We start from the raw sequence: 15,932 nt of genomic DNA on the forward strand, positions 1-15,932 counted from the left end.
ACGAGTCTGGTAAGATACTTGGCTCAAAACTCCTCACACTCACCTGCGGTTCCCCGCGTAAACGGAGCGAATAATCCCATGCTCGAAGCCCTCAAGGACGACTCGGTTATCAACAAGCTCGGCGGCCGCTTCAAGTTCACCGCTCTGGTTCAGCACCGCGTCCGCGAACTGATGGATGGCGCGCGCCCGCTCGTCGAGCGTAAAGGCCGCAGCGATTTTGAAATTGCCGTTGAGGAAATCGTTGAAGGCAAGATCATTTTCGAGCTTCGCAAAGACAACGAAGACGCGGATAACGACTGATTTGATGATCGCGTCGATTGCAACTGACGGGTGTCGGTCGAGTCCGGATTTGCAATTGATCGGATGCTCAGCTTGTTCATCTCATCGCACCATTCGCCATGAGTAAACGCCCTCGCGCCAACTCCAGCCGGTCCCCGTCGGTGGAATCCACCAGCGGAGCTTTCCTGGCGAATCGAAAAATCATTGTGGCGGTCACTGGCGGAATCGCCTGCTACAAGGCGGCAACACTGGTCAGCCGGCTCGTCCAGTCTGGTGCCACGGTGCGCGTCATCATGACCGAATCAGCCACGCAGTTCGTCGCACCGCTCACCTTCCAGGCTCTATCCGGCCAAAGCGTGCTCACCAGTATCTGGCAGGCGGATGATCGCCCCGACTCGCAGCACATCGGTCTGGCGAGATGGTGCGATCTGATGGTGATCGCCCCCGCCACCGCTGACATCCTCGCAAAGATCGCCTGCGGTCTGACGGATGACCTCGTGAGCCTGACGGTTTCCGCCCTGCCTCGCCATCCACAGCCCACACCAGTATTCATCGCGCCATCGATGAATACGCAGATGTGGGAAAATCCCGTCACCCAGCGAAACATCTCCACGATCAACGATTTACTCGGCTACCGATTTATCGGACCCGGTACAGGTTGGCAAGCCTGTCGAACATCCGGAAGCGGTCGCATGGCCGAGCCGGAAGAAATCTTCGCTGCGCTGTGCAAGTCTCTTTAGACTCATCTCGACTCGATTGTTTGTGATCGGTTGCTAGACCATTGAATCGGCGAGTTTTTCTTCCGCTGTCATCTCGGCTCGGACCGACTCGTCCACCTGAAATTGGATGCCTTTACGTTTGACCACCATGCCGATCGTGGCGATGGCGGAGATCAGAATCGCCCCGAAAATCCAATAAGCGGACCGCACATCAGCCCATTTGGCGATGGTGCCCGCCAGCAGTCCGCCGATCGGTATTCCACCCGCGATGGCGAGAAAGAAAAAGCTCGTGAGCCGTCCGCGCACCGAATTGGGAATCGATGCGATCATCGCGGTGTTTAACCGCGCGAGCGTGCCGATCTGTAATGATCCAGCGATACCGATGAGCACCACGGCGATCTGAAAATGCGCAACGCTACCGGCTGCGATTTCGACCATCCCCAGCGTGATCAGCAACGGAATTCCCCGCCACGGCGAGGGGATGCGTTGACTCGAAAGCGCCAGCAGCAGCGAACCTATCACCGCGCCAGTGCCAAACGCGCTGAGCAGCAGCGCAAAGTCCTTTTCCTCGCCGCGACCCAGCGCATCCCTCGCGTAAGCCGGCAACATCGTCACGATGGGCGCGATGCAAATCCCCGCACTAAAAACGATCGCCAGGATCGCACGGATATCCGGTCGGCCTCGGAGATAACGCAATCCATCCAGCAGGCTCTGCCACGGGTGAGCGTGTTTGGCCTGACTCTGATCCGAGCTGTTACGAATGGTGATCAAAGCCGCGATAACGGCGATAAAACTCACGGCATTAAGCGCAAAACTCCACGTCGCCCCGAATTGGTGCAGGACGATGCCGCCGATCATCGGTCCCACGACACGTGCGCAGTTAAAACCCATCGAGTTAAGGGCGACCGCATTGGGTAAATCTTTGCGGGCCACCAGATCAGGCATGAGTGAGACAAAAGCGGGAATCAGCAGAGCGGAGAGCGTGCCGCTGACGAAAGAACAGGCGATGATCTCGCCGACAGTCAGACGCCTCATTCCGTAGCGCACCGAGAGCCAGACCGACACGACGGCTTGAAGAATCGTCACGATCCCCATGAGTCGCCGCCGATTGACACGATCGGCCAGAACACCCGCCAACGGAGTCAGCAGCACCGGCAAGCCGGCCGCAAACGCATCAGCTCCTAGCCAGAAAGGATTTTTGTTGGAAAGCTCATACACGACCCATTGCTGGGCCATGATCTGCATCCACGTGCCGATGTTGCTGACAACTGAACCGATCCACATCAGGCGGTAATCACGGTAGGACAGCGCACGAATGCCGTTGGGCCAGCGCGAAGTATCGCGCGGGATGCCGTTGGTCGAGCTTGAACTCATGTTTAATCGAACTTCCACTAACCGATGGCCGATGGAAAGTCGCGGACGATCAGGCCCTCATCCGCCGGCCATCGACACTCGGTGATCATTTCTAAAGCCACTTCTTCAAAAACGCTTCTACCTTTACTCCCGACCACTGATGGTCGCCCTCGAACAAATCCGCTTCCACGTGATCCTCAGCATTAAAAACGCTGTAAATCTCGCGTACTCGACGAACGGCGGACCGGGTCGCGGCGATCGGGAAAATCGGGTCCGTCGATCCCGACTCCACGAGTATAGGCCGCGGCGCGATCAGAGCCGCCAGATCAGCCATGTCTAACTCTCGCGCCAGACCAGGGACGAAATTACAGATGCAGTGAAACATGGCCATCACCGAATCACGGAACGTGTTGAGGTATCCGCTGACGATGGCAACGCGAATCCGTGTCTCGATGGCTGAAGTCCAGAGCGTCATCTGCCCCCCGCCGCTGATACCCATGAGGCCTATGCGTTTGGGATCGATGAACGGCAATGTTTCGAGATAGTCCACGCCCCGCTGAAGATCGTTGATGCGAATCCGCGCCAGCGTCGTGCCGAGCATCATCGCCACCACAGACGCGGCCTGGCATGGCGACTCTGACGTTTTGCCCGACATGTGGTCCGCGTCACGCCGTTCACCAAAACCCATCGGTTCAATAACCAGCGTCGGATACCCCAGCCGCACCGCCTGGAGCGCGTAGTCTTTCTGATAACCGACGCCCTCCTGTCGCGCTTTGCCGGTTGCATCGAGTGCTACGAGATCCTTGGCACCGATGCCATGACCCGGAGTCGCAATCATTGCGGCGTGTCTTCCCCGGCTGGCGGAAATCCCATCGGGCACACAGAGCCAGCAGACGGCTTTGAGATGACGGGCGGTATCAAGCGTCAAGAGCGTTCGCGTGTACCCGCGAAGTTTTTTCGTCTCAAGCACGTGAACCTGAAGCGGCGAGGCCGACGGCGGCGGAGCGTCACCGAGACATTTGAGAAAAGCCTTGCGGGCACCGGGTTGCCATAACTTCGCGTCACGCCGGGTGCGCGCACGAAACGCATGATGCGGAGGAGATTCTTCCAACCAGCGAAAAAGGTTGGGACGAATGGTCAAATGAGGGTGGAGAGGTTTTTTTCCCAGTTGCATGGATACAGAGTGTACCCAGTCGCACGCATCCCCAACTCGCCTACAATCTCCGCCATGTCGAAGAAGGAGGATAAAGCCGAGGCACTCAGTCCGCGGATTGCCAATCGCAAGGCGTTCCACGACTACCACATCCACGAAAAGCTGGAGGTGGGCATCATCCTTCAGGGCAGTGAGGTCAAGAGCATCCGCAACGGCAAAGTCTCGCTGGCGGAAGGCTTTGCCCGTGTCGAACCGCGGGACATGGGCCTTTATCTCTACGACGTGGACATCGCAAACTACGCACAGGCTGCCGGTGCCAACGGCCACGAGCCCAAGCGTGTCCGCAAACTTCTCGCTCATAAACGTCAGATCGCCAAACTTCTCGGCGAGACCTCGGCCAAAGGGATGACACTGATTCCCCTGGCGATGTATTTCGTGCGCGGCCACGTGAAGCTCGAAATCGGACTGGCGTCGGGCAAGCAATCCCATGACAAACGGCAGGATTTGAAGAAACGGGAATCCGATCGAGAGATTCGACGAGGCATGACCAGACGGATCATTTGAGGTTCATCGATCACGGCCTGCCCCTCCACGGTTCAATACCTCCCTCATTTGTTCGCGAACGGATGGCGGAGACGCGGTTCGCACCCGATCTCGCGTGCAATCCCTTATAATTGCTGATTCACACCTAACCGGAACTAAAGACATGGGCGATCCGTATCCATTGACTCCCGTTGAAGTCCAACCCATCCGCACCGCCAACCGCGTGATCCAGACACCCATCCCGCACCCGAGTACGGTGCCGATGCTCGAAAAAATGCGGTCGCTGGAGCCTTGGTGCATGGAGGGCCAGCCGCCGATCATCTGGGACCGTGCGGAAGGCGCCAGCGTCTTTGATTCCTTCGGTAACAAGTGGATCGACTTCACCTCCGGCGTACTCATCACCAATGCCGGTCATGGCCGCAAGGAAATGATCGATGCAGTGGTCAAGACCGCACAGCACGGCCTGCTGACGACCTACTGCTTTCCCACACAGCAGCGTTTCAAGCTCGTCGAAGCATTGCAGAAGGTGGCGCCGCGACGAGATGACAAAATTATGCTGCTCTCGACCGGCTCCGAAGCGATCGAGCTGTGCATCAAGCTGGCGCGGGAACACGCGAGGCGGAAAAACAAGACCAATCCGGTGTTTGTCACTTTCGCCAACGCCTTTCACGGAAGGACGCTCGGATCACAACGCGCCGGCGGCATCCCCAGCCTGAAAGAGTGGATCGGCTATGCCGACGAGCACTTTGTTAACGTGCCCTTTCCCGATTCCTTGCGGACCAAGCCGGAAGACAACGACTTCAGTGCTTTTGAAAAGGCTCTGACCCGTCAAGGCGTCAAGCCGGAGCAGGTCTGCGGCGTGCTCACTGAGACGTATCAGGGGGGCGGCTCCAGCTTTGGTCCACCCGAATATTTCCAGAAGCTGCGGCAATGGTGCGACAAGCATGGCGCACTGATGTGCATGGACGAGGTGCAGGCTGGTTTCGGCAGGACTGGAAAGTTCTGGGGATTTGAACACTACGGAATCATCCCCGACCTCATCGCCTGTGGTAAAGGGGTCAGCGGCGCGCTGCCCCTCAGCGCAGTGATCGGACGAAAAGAAATCCTCGACATGTTCCCCCCCGGCTCGATGACCAGCACGCACTCAGGTAATCCGATCTGTGCTGCATCCGCTCTGGCGAGCCTGGAATTGATCCACAAGGAAAAGCTGGTCGAGCGCAGCGCGAAACTCGGCGCGGTACTGCATGAAACCTGCGCGAAAATCAAGCAACGATTCGGTGATGTGATTTTGGCGTCGCACGGCAAAGGTCTGGTTGCCTCACTGCATTGTGTTAAGCCGGGCACCACAGAAGCTGACGGCACGTTCGCCTGGAAAGTGGTCGGCCGAGCGGTGCAAACAGGCGTGATGCTGTTCGCTCCGGTTGGCTTTGCCGGTGCGTGCGTGAAGATTTCGCCTCCCCTGATGATCGCGGAAGATGCGCTGCGGGAAGGTCTTTCCGTTGTCGAGGCGGCATTTGAATACGTACTCGAAACACAGACTGTGGCGAAGTAATACGAACTCCATCAGCTCCGATAGCATTGTCGCGCCAGCGTTCGCCATGCGCACAACCGCTGCGGGGCAATTTCCATTGTGGTCGTGCTGCAGGTCGTAAACTCAAACGAAGCTATGGACGCGCCATCGTCAGCCAGCATCAATCAGATTGAACAAAGGCGAGGGGTCAGCTAAATCAGCGACAACAACATCCGCACCGGCTGCGCGAAGCGCGTCCATCGAGTGACCACCCGTGGCGACGGCGAAACAGACACAGCCGTGGGCGTGGGCGCAGTCCACATCTCGCGGCGTGTCACCGATGATAATCACATGCCGTGGATCAGCCGGAGTACCGGTGAGTTTTTCATACTTCCGCAGAGCAACCGCCACTAAATCAGGGCGTGTCCGACCTTCATCGCCAAAGGCTGTTACCTCAAACCATTCGGGGTTAACGCCGACCGCTTCAAGTTTCAGCGGGACAGCTTTGGTGTAGTTACCCGTAAGCAATCCCATCACAATGTCACGTCTCACCTTGGCCCGCTGCCGCAGCGTGTCGAAAATTTCGTATATGCCGGGCATCGCCCGCACTGCCTCTCGCGCAGCTTCAAGCTCAGCCTTAAGCTCGATGAGGTAATGGTCATGAAAATTATCGTGATGGACTGGATCGTTATCGAGCTTATTGATGCGGGCAAACTCGGCAAAAATCGCGGGGTCGAGGTTGCCTCCCGGATCGATGCCCTCCCATGTGTGATGCTCACCAAAAAGCCGACCGGCGACTTTATACATGGCCTTCATCCCCGCTCCGCCGGAGCGCAGGATCGTGCCATCGATATCCCAGAGAAGTAGTGATTTAACCATGCGTGCGACTGCGTGATCATTCCTATCCGCCAGCTTACCCGACACAACACGACGAGGCACGAGGTCACTCGTATCACATGGCTGCGTGCCCCATCAAGGCAATGTTCATCCCGCGAATACGGTTACAAAGACGGTCAAGCCGCGATCACACTGTCTTCCGAGCGCATGAGATGGGATCAACTAATACCAAAATAAGTCAGCGATTGATACGTGATCAGCGATGCGGTGTACGCCAGAATGGTCATATACACGAGTTGCAGCACAGGCCATTTCAGGGAGTTGGTTTCTCGCCGCGTGACGACCTGGGTGGAGAGGCATTGCATCGCCAGCACGTAGAAGACGAGCAGACTCATACCGGTGGCAAAGGTGAAGACCGGCGATCCGTCCGCACGAGTGCTCTGCTTCATTTTCTGGGTGAGCGTGGTTGAGTCATTCTCCGCTGCGTCCTCGCCTACGCCGTAAACAATCGCCAGGGTTGAAACGATGACCTCACGTGCGGCGAAAGAGCTGAATACCCCGATGCCGATCTGCCAGTTAAAGCCCAGCGGCGCGATCGCAGGCTCGATGAAGTGACCGATGCGCCCCGCGACGGATTGCTCCAGAGCTGACTGATTGATGAGTCGGTTGGCCTGGGTGTCGATCTCGTCCGCCTGCTCAGTCTGGCCGGCATCGCGCAGCGTCTGGGCCTGCTCCTGCATGGTGACCACGGCAGCGGGCGGATCACTCTTGGGATACGTCGCCAGTGCCCAGAGAATGATCGAGATGATGAGGATGGCGGTGCCCGCCTTTTTCACAAAGATCATCGCGCGATCGTAAACCGTCAGCAGCGCGGTGCGCAGGCTGGGAATCTTGTAGCTGGGAAGTTCGAGCACCAGCGGCTTGCTCTCACCGCGGAGGATCGTCCGCTTGAGAGCCAGCGCCACCAGCAGAGCTGTGGCGATGCCGAGTGTGTAGGCACCCGTGAAGGCTGCTGCCCCCTTGATCGGCTCGTCGTGGAACAACATCGCGACGATCAGCGCATAAACCGGAATACGTGCGGAGCAGCTCATCAACGGCGCAACAAGAATGGTGACAAGCCGATCTCGCTTATCCTCAATGACGCGCGTGGACATGATGGCTGGGATCGCGCATGCGTGGGCGGAAAGCAGCGGGACGAAAGCCTTACCCGGCAGGCCGACATAGCGCATCAGGCGATCCATGACAAAAGCTGCGCGGGCAAGATAGCCGGTGTCTTCCAGCAGGGAGAGGAAAAAGAAAAGGATGCAGATCTGCGGGAGAAACACGAGCATGCCGCCGACACCGCCGATGATGCCGTCAGTGACCAGCGATTTGAAATCGTTGGCGATGAAATGCTGAATCGCCCCTGAGGGCAGCAGAGCCGCCACATAGTCGATGGCGGTCTCCGCGTATGAGCCGACTGTGCCAAAGAGTGCTTCGATCCACGTCATCGGATAGTCAGCGATCCAGAACAGCATCACAAACACAGCAAACATGACCCCCAGGAACGTCAGCACGCCCACTACCGGGTGCGTCAGCACACGGTCGATGCGCTCAGTTCGCGCGCTCTGGGTAACCGCCGATCCGGTCGCACAGCGGGAACCTACACCCGCGGCCCAGTCATAACGGGCCGCATGTTCGCATCCGCCGCAGGCTGCGCACGCCGGTGATACAGCCGGCTTGGCACTGGTGGGATTTTCAATCACTTGCTCAAGCAGTGCTTTGAGTTTGTCCACACCCTGACCCGACCGTGCGGAAATCGGCACCACCGGGCAGGCTAGGTCCTTGGCTAATTTCTCCGCATCAATCTGAATGCCCTTGCGCTCGGCTAGGTCAATCATGTTCAACGCTACAACCGTCGGCACACCAAGCTCAAGCACCTGACTGGCGATGTAGAGATTTCGTTCCAGATTGGTCGAATCGAGGATCAGGACCACCGCAGCGGGTGCCGTATGACCGGGAATGCGCCCAAGCAGCGCATCGCTGGCGACGCGCTCTTCCGCAGTGGTCGCGTTGAGCGTGTACATCCCGGGCAAATCGAGCATTTCAACGCTTCGACCTTTGAGCCGGAGTCTTCCAACATGACGCTCAAGTGTCGTACCGGGAAAGTTAGCGGTCTTGGCGCGCAGGCCGGTGAGCAGGTTAAAGAGCGTGGTCTTACCTGCGTTAGGATTCCCGATCAACGCGATACAAGGGTGACGCGAGACAGGGGGGGAAGGATGAACTTCAAGGTGAATGGTGGTAATAACTCGATCCTTTCACCCCGAAGTCCCGGAACAGGCGACCGCTTCGCAGGCAAGGACTTTTATCCGCCGCGCCAGCCGTGCCGAAAGCCCGATACGTGACCCCAGAACGCGCAGAATTAGCGGATCACCCCGCTGGATCAACTCCACCTTACGCCCTACGCAGACACCCATCGCCTTGAGCCGGTCCGCATCGTCATCAGGGGCTTCGATCTCAATCACGACGCCGCAGTGATACGGATGCAGCGTGTCCACACTCACCGCCACCGCCCCATCAGGCCCGACGACCGGCAATGCTTTGGATGACAACGACTCAGTGGTAGCCTGGGCGGCAACCATAGAAAACCCTTGTTGCGACCAAGTCTCAATATATGAAGGTAAGCAGCCAATGTCAAAAGGCAATGGTGTCCTGACAGCACTCGCGAAGCCGCCATTTGTCGCAAAACCGTAAAGACATTCTCAAACAAGACTTGGTATCAAGCTCGCTCCCCGTCCAGGGTATTTCAACTCATTCCGCTTTGTCTCGGCATGGACACGTAGCCTTGCGACTCGAAAATACAAATTCTCAAGTCACGGAAATCCGGAAGGTTACCATACACTGACCTCCGCAAATCCGTTCAGGGTGCGGCTGGCTCGGTCGCTTCAGGCGAGCTTTGATTGGCGGCATCCGGGCTTGCGTCCTTCGCTGCATTTTCGGCCTCGGCTTTAGCTCGCTGAGCGTTCCACTCGCCTAACGCCTTACCGAACTCCGACAGCGCGGGGTCGGAGCTGCGTACCGCTGCGTCGATGTCCGTCGAAGCAGGGTCACGCACCTGCGAGAGCAGGAAAGCCATCCGCACGAGGGTGCTGTCGCTTCGCCGTGCCGACTCGATGACCGGACGAAACGCGGCAGCGGCCTCTTGCGTGTCGGGAAGGAAGGCCAGCATCCACGCTTTGGAAACCGCGTCGAGTTTCTCATACTCGGCACTCAGTCGCGTCGTCAATTGCCTGGCCTGTTCTTTGTCCTCTTCGCTGTCTCCGAGTCGGGTCGAAGCGGTGGTGAGTATTGAGATCGCTTTCATGCGCTCGCCGGCATCACCTGCATCGCCAAAAGTCGCAAGCCACAAATTGATATTTTCCATTGTGAACGGCGTGCCGTTGCGCTGGATCAGACGCAAGGCAGTAGTTGCACCACGGATTCCAGGGATCATGCGGCCTTGAGCAAGCTGCGGGTCGAGTACCGCTACAAGGCTGAATGTCACCGCCTCGGTCGGCGCGTGTTCCAGCAGGAATGCCAAGGCACCTCGATCAAGACGGAGCGGAATCTGAAGCGACTCGTGAGGTTTAAGCGAGATGCGACGGCCAAGGTCCACCACCACGGGCGGATACGTACCCATATCCGTGCCGGCACGACGCGACGATACGTAGAAAACAGCCTTGGTCGGAATCGCGCCATCGGGACCAAGCGCCAGCGCGGTGTCGCTGAGGTTTTGAAGCGTGATCGTGGCGGGAATTTGATCGAGAAAGCCGTAAACAGTCCCGCTGGTGTTAATCTTGAACAAAACCAGCGGCGACTCGCGTGTATTCGGAGCCAACAGCGGCATGGGCATTTCTTTAACACGGCTCAATAGCATCGCTCCCTGCTCTAAGGGAGCGACTTCCTCATTGGCGGCGACGAGTTCCTGAGCGGCCATCATTCCCGCCAGTGTCGCCGGTGCCGACGCCACCACGCGACGCAGCCAGTGGAGTCGTTCCGCGTCGTCAATGGTGGAATAAGTTTTCGCCACTCCGTAAGCGGCAAATACATCACTGCCCGCCAACGGCGCGAGAATCTTGCGGGCCTCCTGCGTGTCGCCTGCACGCAAAGCAAGATAGCCGTTGATCCGCTTGACCATCGCATCTTCAGGTGATGCTTTGGAAGCGGTCACGAGTTGGGAGGCTTCCTCGGTGTCACGATCAAAGAGCACGGACAGCCACGCACGATCCAGTGCTGCATCCGTGTCGCCGGCTTGCTGCCTCTCGCGCAGTTGTTGACGGAGTTTCGCAAACGAAGCTGCCGCAGCAGTCGGCTGGTGTGTGTGATCCAGAATCGCCAGCCGTATGAGTTCCAGCTCCATCGGCAGCAGCGGCGGAGTCGCGGCGGCGGTATCGGCCGGTTGCGTCGCCGAAGGCCCGCCGACAGCTTCTTCCGCCTGACTCAGCAGCGAGATCGCTTCCTCGCCGCGACCGCTGGCACCCAGCGACATCACCCAGCCGGGGAAATAAGTGGTCAAGTCCGAAGGCTGGAAGGGTTGTTGCGATACCCGCCGGCCTGCGGCGAACTGATCGGCAGCCTCGGCATAGACGCCCTGTGACAGCAGCAGCGATGCAAGCGTCATCCGTGCCTGAGAGTCGAGCGGGTTGGCGCGAACCATCGCCAGCACTGCAACACCCAGCTCCGCCGGTGCCGTACCGCGTCGCTGTGCGTAGTCGTAGAGCATCCGAGCAGCATCGGAATTGGACGAGTCGAGCTGGATCGCTTCCTTGAGTCTTCGCCCGAAGCGTTCGTTGTCACCCGACTCCATCGCCATGCGCGCCACGTATGACGCCAGCCGAGAGCGCAGCGGGGCCGAGAGTTTGTCCGAGCCGGGCCCTTCGAGCAGTTTCTCCGCGACATTGGCGCGCTGATCGACCGTCTGGTAGCGATCAAGGGACCGCTTGATATAACGAAGCTGCGCAGCATCGTCGGATGGGACGAGCTTGATGTAACGCTGCCACAACTCGTCGACCAAGCGATCTTCTTTTTCACGTTCCGCCAGTTCTGCGCGGCTGCGGATCAGGTAGATATCGTTGGGTCTTAACTTCAGTGCCTGATCGAGCAGCAACCGAGCAAGCGTCAACTGATCCGGGCGCGGCGTACCTTCACCTGAGAGAGCTTGCTCGGCGGCGATGGCGAGCTGGTCGGCCATGACCGAAGATGGCGTGTTGCTGCTGAAGGAGTAATTTTCAGCCGCTTGCGTCTTTTCCAGACGGACAACCGCCACCGCCAAGGCTGTGGCTGCTGCGGTTACCGCCATTACCTGAATCCATTTTGAACCCATCACCTGCTCCTGGGCACACCCGCGGCGGCCCGTATTTACCGATCACGAAACTCCACTCAGGAAGCCCCATACCAACCAGACACAGCGAGCCAGCGCCCCCAAGGTCAGCACCGCTGTGAAAAGCTCGAAAAAGCCCCTCAGCACCATCGGCGCTTGTGGGCAGAGGTCATCAGCGACAAGGAACGCAAATAGGAATTGTGACCCGGAAATCGCGGCAACGGCGGCAAAAAACGCAGCATCGGCCACACGAAGATCGCCTCCGAACGTCAAAGGACCGATAAGTGTCAACGCCTCCGCAGGCGCACGCATCAGCCAGACACCCGCCAACAGCAACGCGGCGGTCCAGAACATCACCAGCCCCAGACGCAACCACCGGACTGCGACCCATGCCCATGATGAAAATGTCGTTTCAGACATGCTCTGGATGATCCTACACCTGGGCGATCCTGTTGCCGGATCGTCGTCAGCGAGCCACAGCCGGTGCATTCAAGCCTTGGGCAAGCCCCGCAACGAAGTCAGCAACCGACGTGACGACCGCGTCAGCCCCCCGCTCGCGCTGCTGCGCCACGCGACGCATGATGGCTGAGCCTACGATCGCAGCATCGGCGACCGACACGACCTGTGCCACCTGCTCCGCACTGGAGACTCCGAAGCCGACCGCGATGGGAAGATCCGTAACCCCTCGCAGCCGCCTGATGCGCTCCGGCAGATCAGCGGGCAACTCGGTTCGCTCACCGGTGATACCTGCACGGGATAACACGTAAACAAATCCGGTACACGCACGGGCAATGGTTTCCGCCCGAGCGATCGGCGTCGTCGGCGCGATCAGAAAACTGCACACCAGGCCGGCCTTGGTGACCTGATCTCGAACGGCTGCGGACTCCTCCACCGGCAGGTCGGGAATAATGACACCATCGATCCCCGCCGCTTTGCAATCACGAAGAAATGCCCCCGAATCCATGCGGTGAACGATCGAATAGCTCACCATCGCCACCAAACCCATTTTCAACCGGGCACGCTGCTGCGCAACCATGTTGAGAATGGCTGACGGCTTGATGCCACGATCGAGAGCATAAGACATCGACGCCTGTATCACCGGGCCGTCTGCAATCGGGTCGGAAAACGGGATTCCCAGCTCACAGACACTCGCACCTGCCTGTTCAATGGCACCCAGCAACCTCTGGGTTGTCACCAGATCGGGATCGCCTGCTGTCAGAAAGGGCATCAGGGCGCGACCCCGGCGGCGACGCAAGTCCGCAAAGATTTCGTCAATGCGATTCATCACAAGAGGATATGGGCGGCAGCGACGACGGGCAATGCCCCACCCACAGGCAACGGTTACCCGCGAGACCAGCCCCCACCAAGCCCTGACCTCCGGTCGCGGCATGAGGTGTCTAGGTTTTTACCCACATCAGCAGGCCGGCACTGACCGGCAGATAAAGAATGACGGGCAACCACGCGGTCATTACGGGATTCATCTCCCCGACCCCTAACTGGAGCATCACCAGCCCCGCGGCCCATGCACCGAGGCACACCACCGCTGCCTTGACTCCCTGGAGCAGCATGTTGGCGGGTTCGCGGAGCAGGAAGAACGGCAAACCCATCACCAGAACCAGCAGATTCATGACCAGCAGACTGAAGCGGCTCCACATGATCTGACGGATAGATGTCGTATCGACCACGGGATTGCGGCTCAGCTCGTGGAGTTGTTGGATACTCAGGAGACGCGGATAAAACGCCTCACGCTGGGCCAGCAGGACAGCAGGCGACAGCGAGGTCTTGAAGTATTCGACGGCATGCGGAGTGGCGGTCACATCAGCTTCAAGCTCGGAGATGTCGAGTTCTCGTTCGACACCCACGCCGCCGTAAAGCTGCCAGCGTTGTCCGCTCTCATCCCAGACGGCCTGCCTTGCCGTGATGCGCCGACGGGCCAGACCTTCTTCACTGCGTTCAAGGATAGCGACGTCCTCAAGTGTCTGTTTGGTCGCATCAAATGCACCTGCACTGAGCAGGTTTCGATGCGAGTCCACCGCGTAATAAATCTCGAACGGCCTGACGGTCTCCCTGCCGACCTGCCCCTTGCTGCGAATGATTTTGTTGGCCAGCAGAGGGATGATGTATTCCTGATTGGGGATCGAGAGCAGGTTGAGTAAAAACCCCACGACCACTATCGGCATGGCGATGCGGTGCATACTCACGCCGCTGCTGACGATCGCGTTCAACTCACCATGTCGCGCCAGTGCTGCATAGGTGAAGCCCATCGCAGCCACCACGATCAGCCCGGAGAAAAACACATACAGGAACGGGATCATCGGCCCGTAGTAATCAATCACCGTGGAGATGAACCCGATGACGACACCGCGACCGCGATTGGCTTTGAGGAATTCATCAAAATTCAGTGCCACATCCACCACGACGATCAGAAGCACAAACACCGCCAGCAGGATGACGAAGTTCAGCAGAAACTGTCGGATGATGTAACGGTCAACGGTTTTCATGGTAATTCGTCAGACAGTCAACGCATCAGTTGCGTGACACTCTCCGATACGTGTAAGCGATGGCTGCCAGCAGGATCGCGTTGCCCGACCATAAAAGGATTTTTCCTGTCATCATCGACTGTGATAGATCACCCATGACGTTTTCCCCGCCGTGGGCGATGATGACCGACAGGATTGCCAGCAGAAAACTCCAGAAGTAAACGACCAGTGTCATCTTGCCGCGCAAATGCAGACTGATGAGGGCGCCAAGGGTGAGCACGAGGACACAGCTCACCGCGGTCGCGGCACGCTCATGGACTTTGGCGACGATGCGACGCCCCAGCTTCAATCGCCCCGCTTCCAGCAGGTCAGCCTGTTTCGAGACGACCTGATCGTCGGCATAGCTGGACCTGGCCTGCGTGAGCAATGCTTCGCTTTCCTCTTTGGCCAGCGGAGCATAGATCGGCTTAGGCCACCATCCGCGGGGCAACGTCAGGTGGGCCTGCTCGGTACCGCGTTGCGTCGTCCGGGCGTCAAACACCATCGCGTCCGTCAGCTCGATGCTCACACGCGGTTCAATGCTGCCCTCATCAAAACCGACGCTCAGCGTCGTCAGCTTCGATTCATAGCGACGCCAGGGCAGAGCACCGGCAAAGGTATCCACCCGCACCGGCGTATCACCCTGCGCTCTCAATAGCAGTTGGTTACCTTTTCGCTCAATCTTCGAGGCGCGAATCTCAAACCGCTCATTGATTCCCGACGCCCGAAGCGACAGCGGCGTGGCGGCGGAGTTTTTCAACGCGCTCTCCAGAAATCGCAGCGTCCGCTCCGTCGCCATCGCTTTGACCAGTGCTTCCTTCCGCTCACGCACAAAGTCGAAGTTCTCCGGTCTCTTGCTCAATCGTTGAAGATCGTGCCACCCCAAAAAGGAGAGTCGATCCTTAAACGGGTTGGGGATCGGGAACGGCGGGACTTCCGTGCGATCAACGGCGATGAGATGCTGAGCATCCTCCTCGTACATCACGACGTTGCGCAGCCACATCTTGACGTAGGTCTGGTTGGAATCGGGAAAGCGAAAGATGAAAACTTCAGCCCGCTGCGCGGTTCCCTCTCGGGCGATCTTTCCTTCCGCTCCGCTGAGCCGGCCGACCGCCACGCCGTCAAGCAGCAGCATCCGTTCGGGTTGCACTTCGCCCTCCGGCCAGACTGGTTTTTGCGTGTCATCTGCGGCATCCGCGTAGATGATCAGCTTTCCCATTTTGATCGTCTGATGCCTTTGGACCTGCTTGACGATCGCACCGATGAGATCCTTTTCGATCTGCTTCTGCGCCAACAGGTAAAACCTGGGCACGACAAAATGACTCGAATAAAAGATGCCCAGTGTGAGCATCGCCCCCACGACGATCACGGGCAGCAGCAGCGAAAAATAACTCATGCCGCTGGCGCGACAGGCGAGGATTTCGTTATCCGCAACCAGACGCACAAACACGACCGTGCTGGCAAACGCCGCCGCGAAGGGCAGTACCAGCCCCACTACCGTCGGCATGCTGTAGAAAACGAACTTCACCAGCCCTGTCGCGCTGAGCAGGCCGTCCGACATTGGCTTGATCGCTGCGGCAAAGCCCACCACGACCACGAGCACTCCCGTCGCCAGCAACAGGACGCGCAGCAATTCGCGGAGGATGTAACGGTAAATAGTCCAGGGCATTGCTACGCCAAT

14 protein-coding genes are annotated in these 15,932 nt (G+C 58.5%); 4 read left to right on the top strand and 10 right to left on the bottom strand.

Going from position 1 to position 15,932, the window contains the following annotated elements; translation table 11 throughout:
- Positions 1–78 precede the first annotated feature (78 nt).
- Both IT444_03850 and IT444_03855 read left to right on the top strand, forming a co-directional pair.
- Positions 79–300 carry a DNA-directed RNA polymerase subunit omega gene (locus tag IT444_03850; protein ID MCC7191897.1) on the top strand — a complete coding sequence of 74 codons (222 nt, stop codon included), beginning with the start codon at positions 79–81 and terminating at the stop codon, positions 298–300.
- 98 nt (positions 301–398) lie between these two features.
- Complete coding sequence (locus tag IT444_03855) at positions 399–1,019, top strand: phosphopantothenoylcysteine decarboxylase (GenBank protein MCC7191898.1); 621 nt, start codon at positions 399–401, stop codon at positions 1,017–1,019.
- 33 nt (positions 1,020–1,052) lie between these two features.
- Here the strand turns inward: IT444_03855 and IT444_03860 are convergent, their stop codons facing one another.
- Positions 1,053–2,372, bottom strand: coding sequence for an MFS transporter (locus IT444_03860; GenBank protein MCC7191899.1), 1,320 nt, complete (start codon positions 2,370–2,372; stop codon positions 1,053–1,055).
- A 91-nt stretch (positions 2,373–2,463) separates the two neighbouring features.
- Positions 2,464–3,525 (bottom strand): prolyl oligopeptidase family serine peptidase, encoded by a 1,062-nt coding sequence (locus tag IT444_03865; GenBank protein ID MCC7191900.1) that lies wholly within the window; start codon positions 3,523–3,525, stop codon positions 2,464–2,466.
- Positions 3,526–3,579: 54 nt separating this feature from the next.
- On the opposite strand from IT444_03865, the gene smpB reads away from it, so the two are divergent.
- Positions 3,580–4,068 (top strand): SsrA-binding protein SmpB, encoded by a 489-nt coding sequence (smpB, locus tag IT444_03870; GenBank protein ID MCC7191901.1) that lies wholly within the window; start codon positions 3,580–3,582, stop codon positions 4,066–4,068.
- A gap of 142 nt (positions 4,069–4,210) precedes the next feature.
- Entirely contained in the window at positions 4,211–5,599 is a 1,389-nt protein-coding gene (locus tag IT444_03875) for an aspartate aminotransferase family protein (GenBank protein MCC7191902.1), read from the top strand.
- 129 nt (positions 5,600–5,728) lie between these two features.
- On the opposite strand, the gene IT444_03880 is transcribed toward IT444_03875, so the two are convergent.
- From IT444_03880 to IT444_03915, 8 genes are all read right to left on the bottom strand, one after another.
- Positions 5,729–6,496 carry an HAD hydrolase-like protein gene (locus IT444_03880; protein MCC7191903.1) on the bottom strand — a complete coding sequence of 256 codons (768 nt, stop codon included), beginning with the start codon at positions 6,494–6,496 and terminating at the stop codon, positions 5,729–5,731.
- 116 nt (positions 6,497–6,612) lie between these two features.
- Positions 6,613–8,616, bottom strand: a complete 2,004-nt coding sequence (gene feoB / locus IT444_03885) for a ferrous iron transport protein B (protein MCC7191904.1) — start codon at positions 8,614–8,616, stop codon at positions 6,613–6,615.
- Between the two features lie 75 nt (positions 8,617–8,691).
- On the bottom strand, positions 8,692–9,015 hold the full coding sequence (locus IT444_03890; protein ID MCC7191905.1) for a ferrous iron transport protein A: 324 nt from the start codon (positions 9,013–9,015) through the stop codon (positions 8,692–8,694).
- A gap of 278 nt (positions 9,016–9,293) precedes the next feature.
- Positions 9,294–11,735: a hypothetical protein gene (locus IT444_03895; GenBank protein MCC7191906.1), complete on the bottom strand. Its 2,442-nt coding sequence runs from the start codon at positions 11,733–11,735 to the stop codon at positions 9,294–9,296.
- Positions 11,736–11,777: 42 nt separating this feature from the next.
- Complete coding sequence (locus tag IT444_03900) at positions 11,778–12,152, bottom strand: hypothetical protein (protein MCC7191907.1); 375 nt, start codon at positions 12,150–12,152, stop codon at positions 11,778–11,780.
- Positions 12,153–12,198: 46 nt separating this feature from the next.
- Entirely contained in the window at positions 12,199–13,017 is an 819-nt protein-coding gene (locus tag IT444_03905; protein ID MCC7191908.1) for a tryptophan synthase subunit alpha, read from the bottom strand.
- Between the two features lie 112 nt (positions 13,018–13,129).
- Positions 13,130–14,233, bottom strand: coding sequence for an LptF/LptG family permease (locus IT444_03910; protein ID MCC7191909.1), 1,104 nt, complete (start codon positions 14,231–14,233; stop codon positions 13,130–13,132).
- A 25-nt stretch (positions 14,234–14,258) separates the two neighbouring features.
- Positions 14,259–15,920 (bottom strand): LptF/LptG family permease, encoded by a 1,662-nt coding sequence (locus IT444_03915; protein ID MCC7191910.1) that lies wholly within the window; start codon positions 15,918–15,920, stop codon positions 14,259–14,261.
- Between the last annotated feature and the right edge of the window lie 12 nt (positions 15,921–15,932).

Source organism: Phycisphaeraceae bacterium (genome assembly GCA_020851465.1).
Lineage (GTDB): Bacteria > Planctomycetota > Phycisphaerae > Phycisphaerales > Phycisphaeraceae > JADZCR01.

Excerpts from the sequence above, each read along its gene's own strand:
- IT444_03915 (MCC7191910.1), bottom strand. The coding sequence starts at position 15,920 with ATGCCCTGGACTATTTACCGTTACATCCTCCGCGAATTGCTGCGCGTC.
- IT444_03895 (MCC7191906.1), bottom strand. The coding sequence starts at position 11,735 with ATGGGTTCAAAATGGATTCAGGTAATGGCGGTAACCGCAGCAGCCACA.
- IT444_03865 (MCC7191900.1), bottom strand. The coding sequence starts at position 3,525 with ATGCAACTGGGAAAAAAACCTCTCCACCCTCATTTGACCATTCGTCCC.
- IT444_03850 (MCC7191897.1), top strand. The coding sequence starts at position 79 with ATGCTCGAAGCCCTCAAGGACGACTCGGTTATCAACAAGCTCGGCGGC.
- IT444_03875 (MCC7191902.1), top strand. The coding sequence starts at position 4,211 with ATGGGCGATCCGTATCCATTGACTCCCGTTGAAGTCCAACCCATCCGC.
- IT444_03855 (MCC7191898.1), top strand. The coding sequence starts at position 399 with ATGAGTAAACGCCCTCGCGCCAACTCCAGCCGGTCCCCGTCGGTGGAA.
- IT444_03900 (MCC7191907.1), bottom strand. The coding sequence starts at position 12,152 with ATGTCTGAAACGACATTTTCATCATGGGCATGGGTCGCAGTCCGGTGG.
- IT444_03910 (MCC7191909.1), bottom strand. The coding sequence starts at position 14,233 with ATGAAAACCGTTGACCGTTACATCATCCGACAGTTTCTGCTGAACTTC.
- smpB (MCC7191901.1), top strand. The coding sequence starts at position 3,580 with ATGTCGAAGAAGGAGGATAAAGCCGAGGCACTCAGTCCGCGGATTGCC.
- IT444_03890 (MCC7191905.1), bottom strand. The coding sequence starts at position 9,015 with ATGGTTGCCGCCCAGGCTACCACTGAGTCGTTGTCATCCAAAGCATTG.
- IT444_03860 (MCC7191899.1), bottom strand. The coding sequence starts at position 2,372 with ATGAGTTCAAGCTCGACCAACGGCATCCCGCGCGATACTTCGCGCTGG.
- IT444_03905 (MCC7191908.1), bottom strand. The coding sequence starts at position 13,017 with ATGAATCGCATTGACGAAATCTTTGCGGACTTGCGTCGCCGCCGGGGT.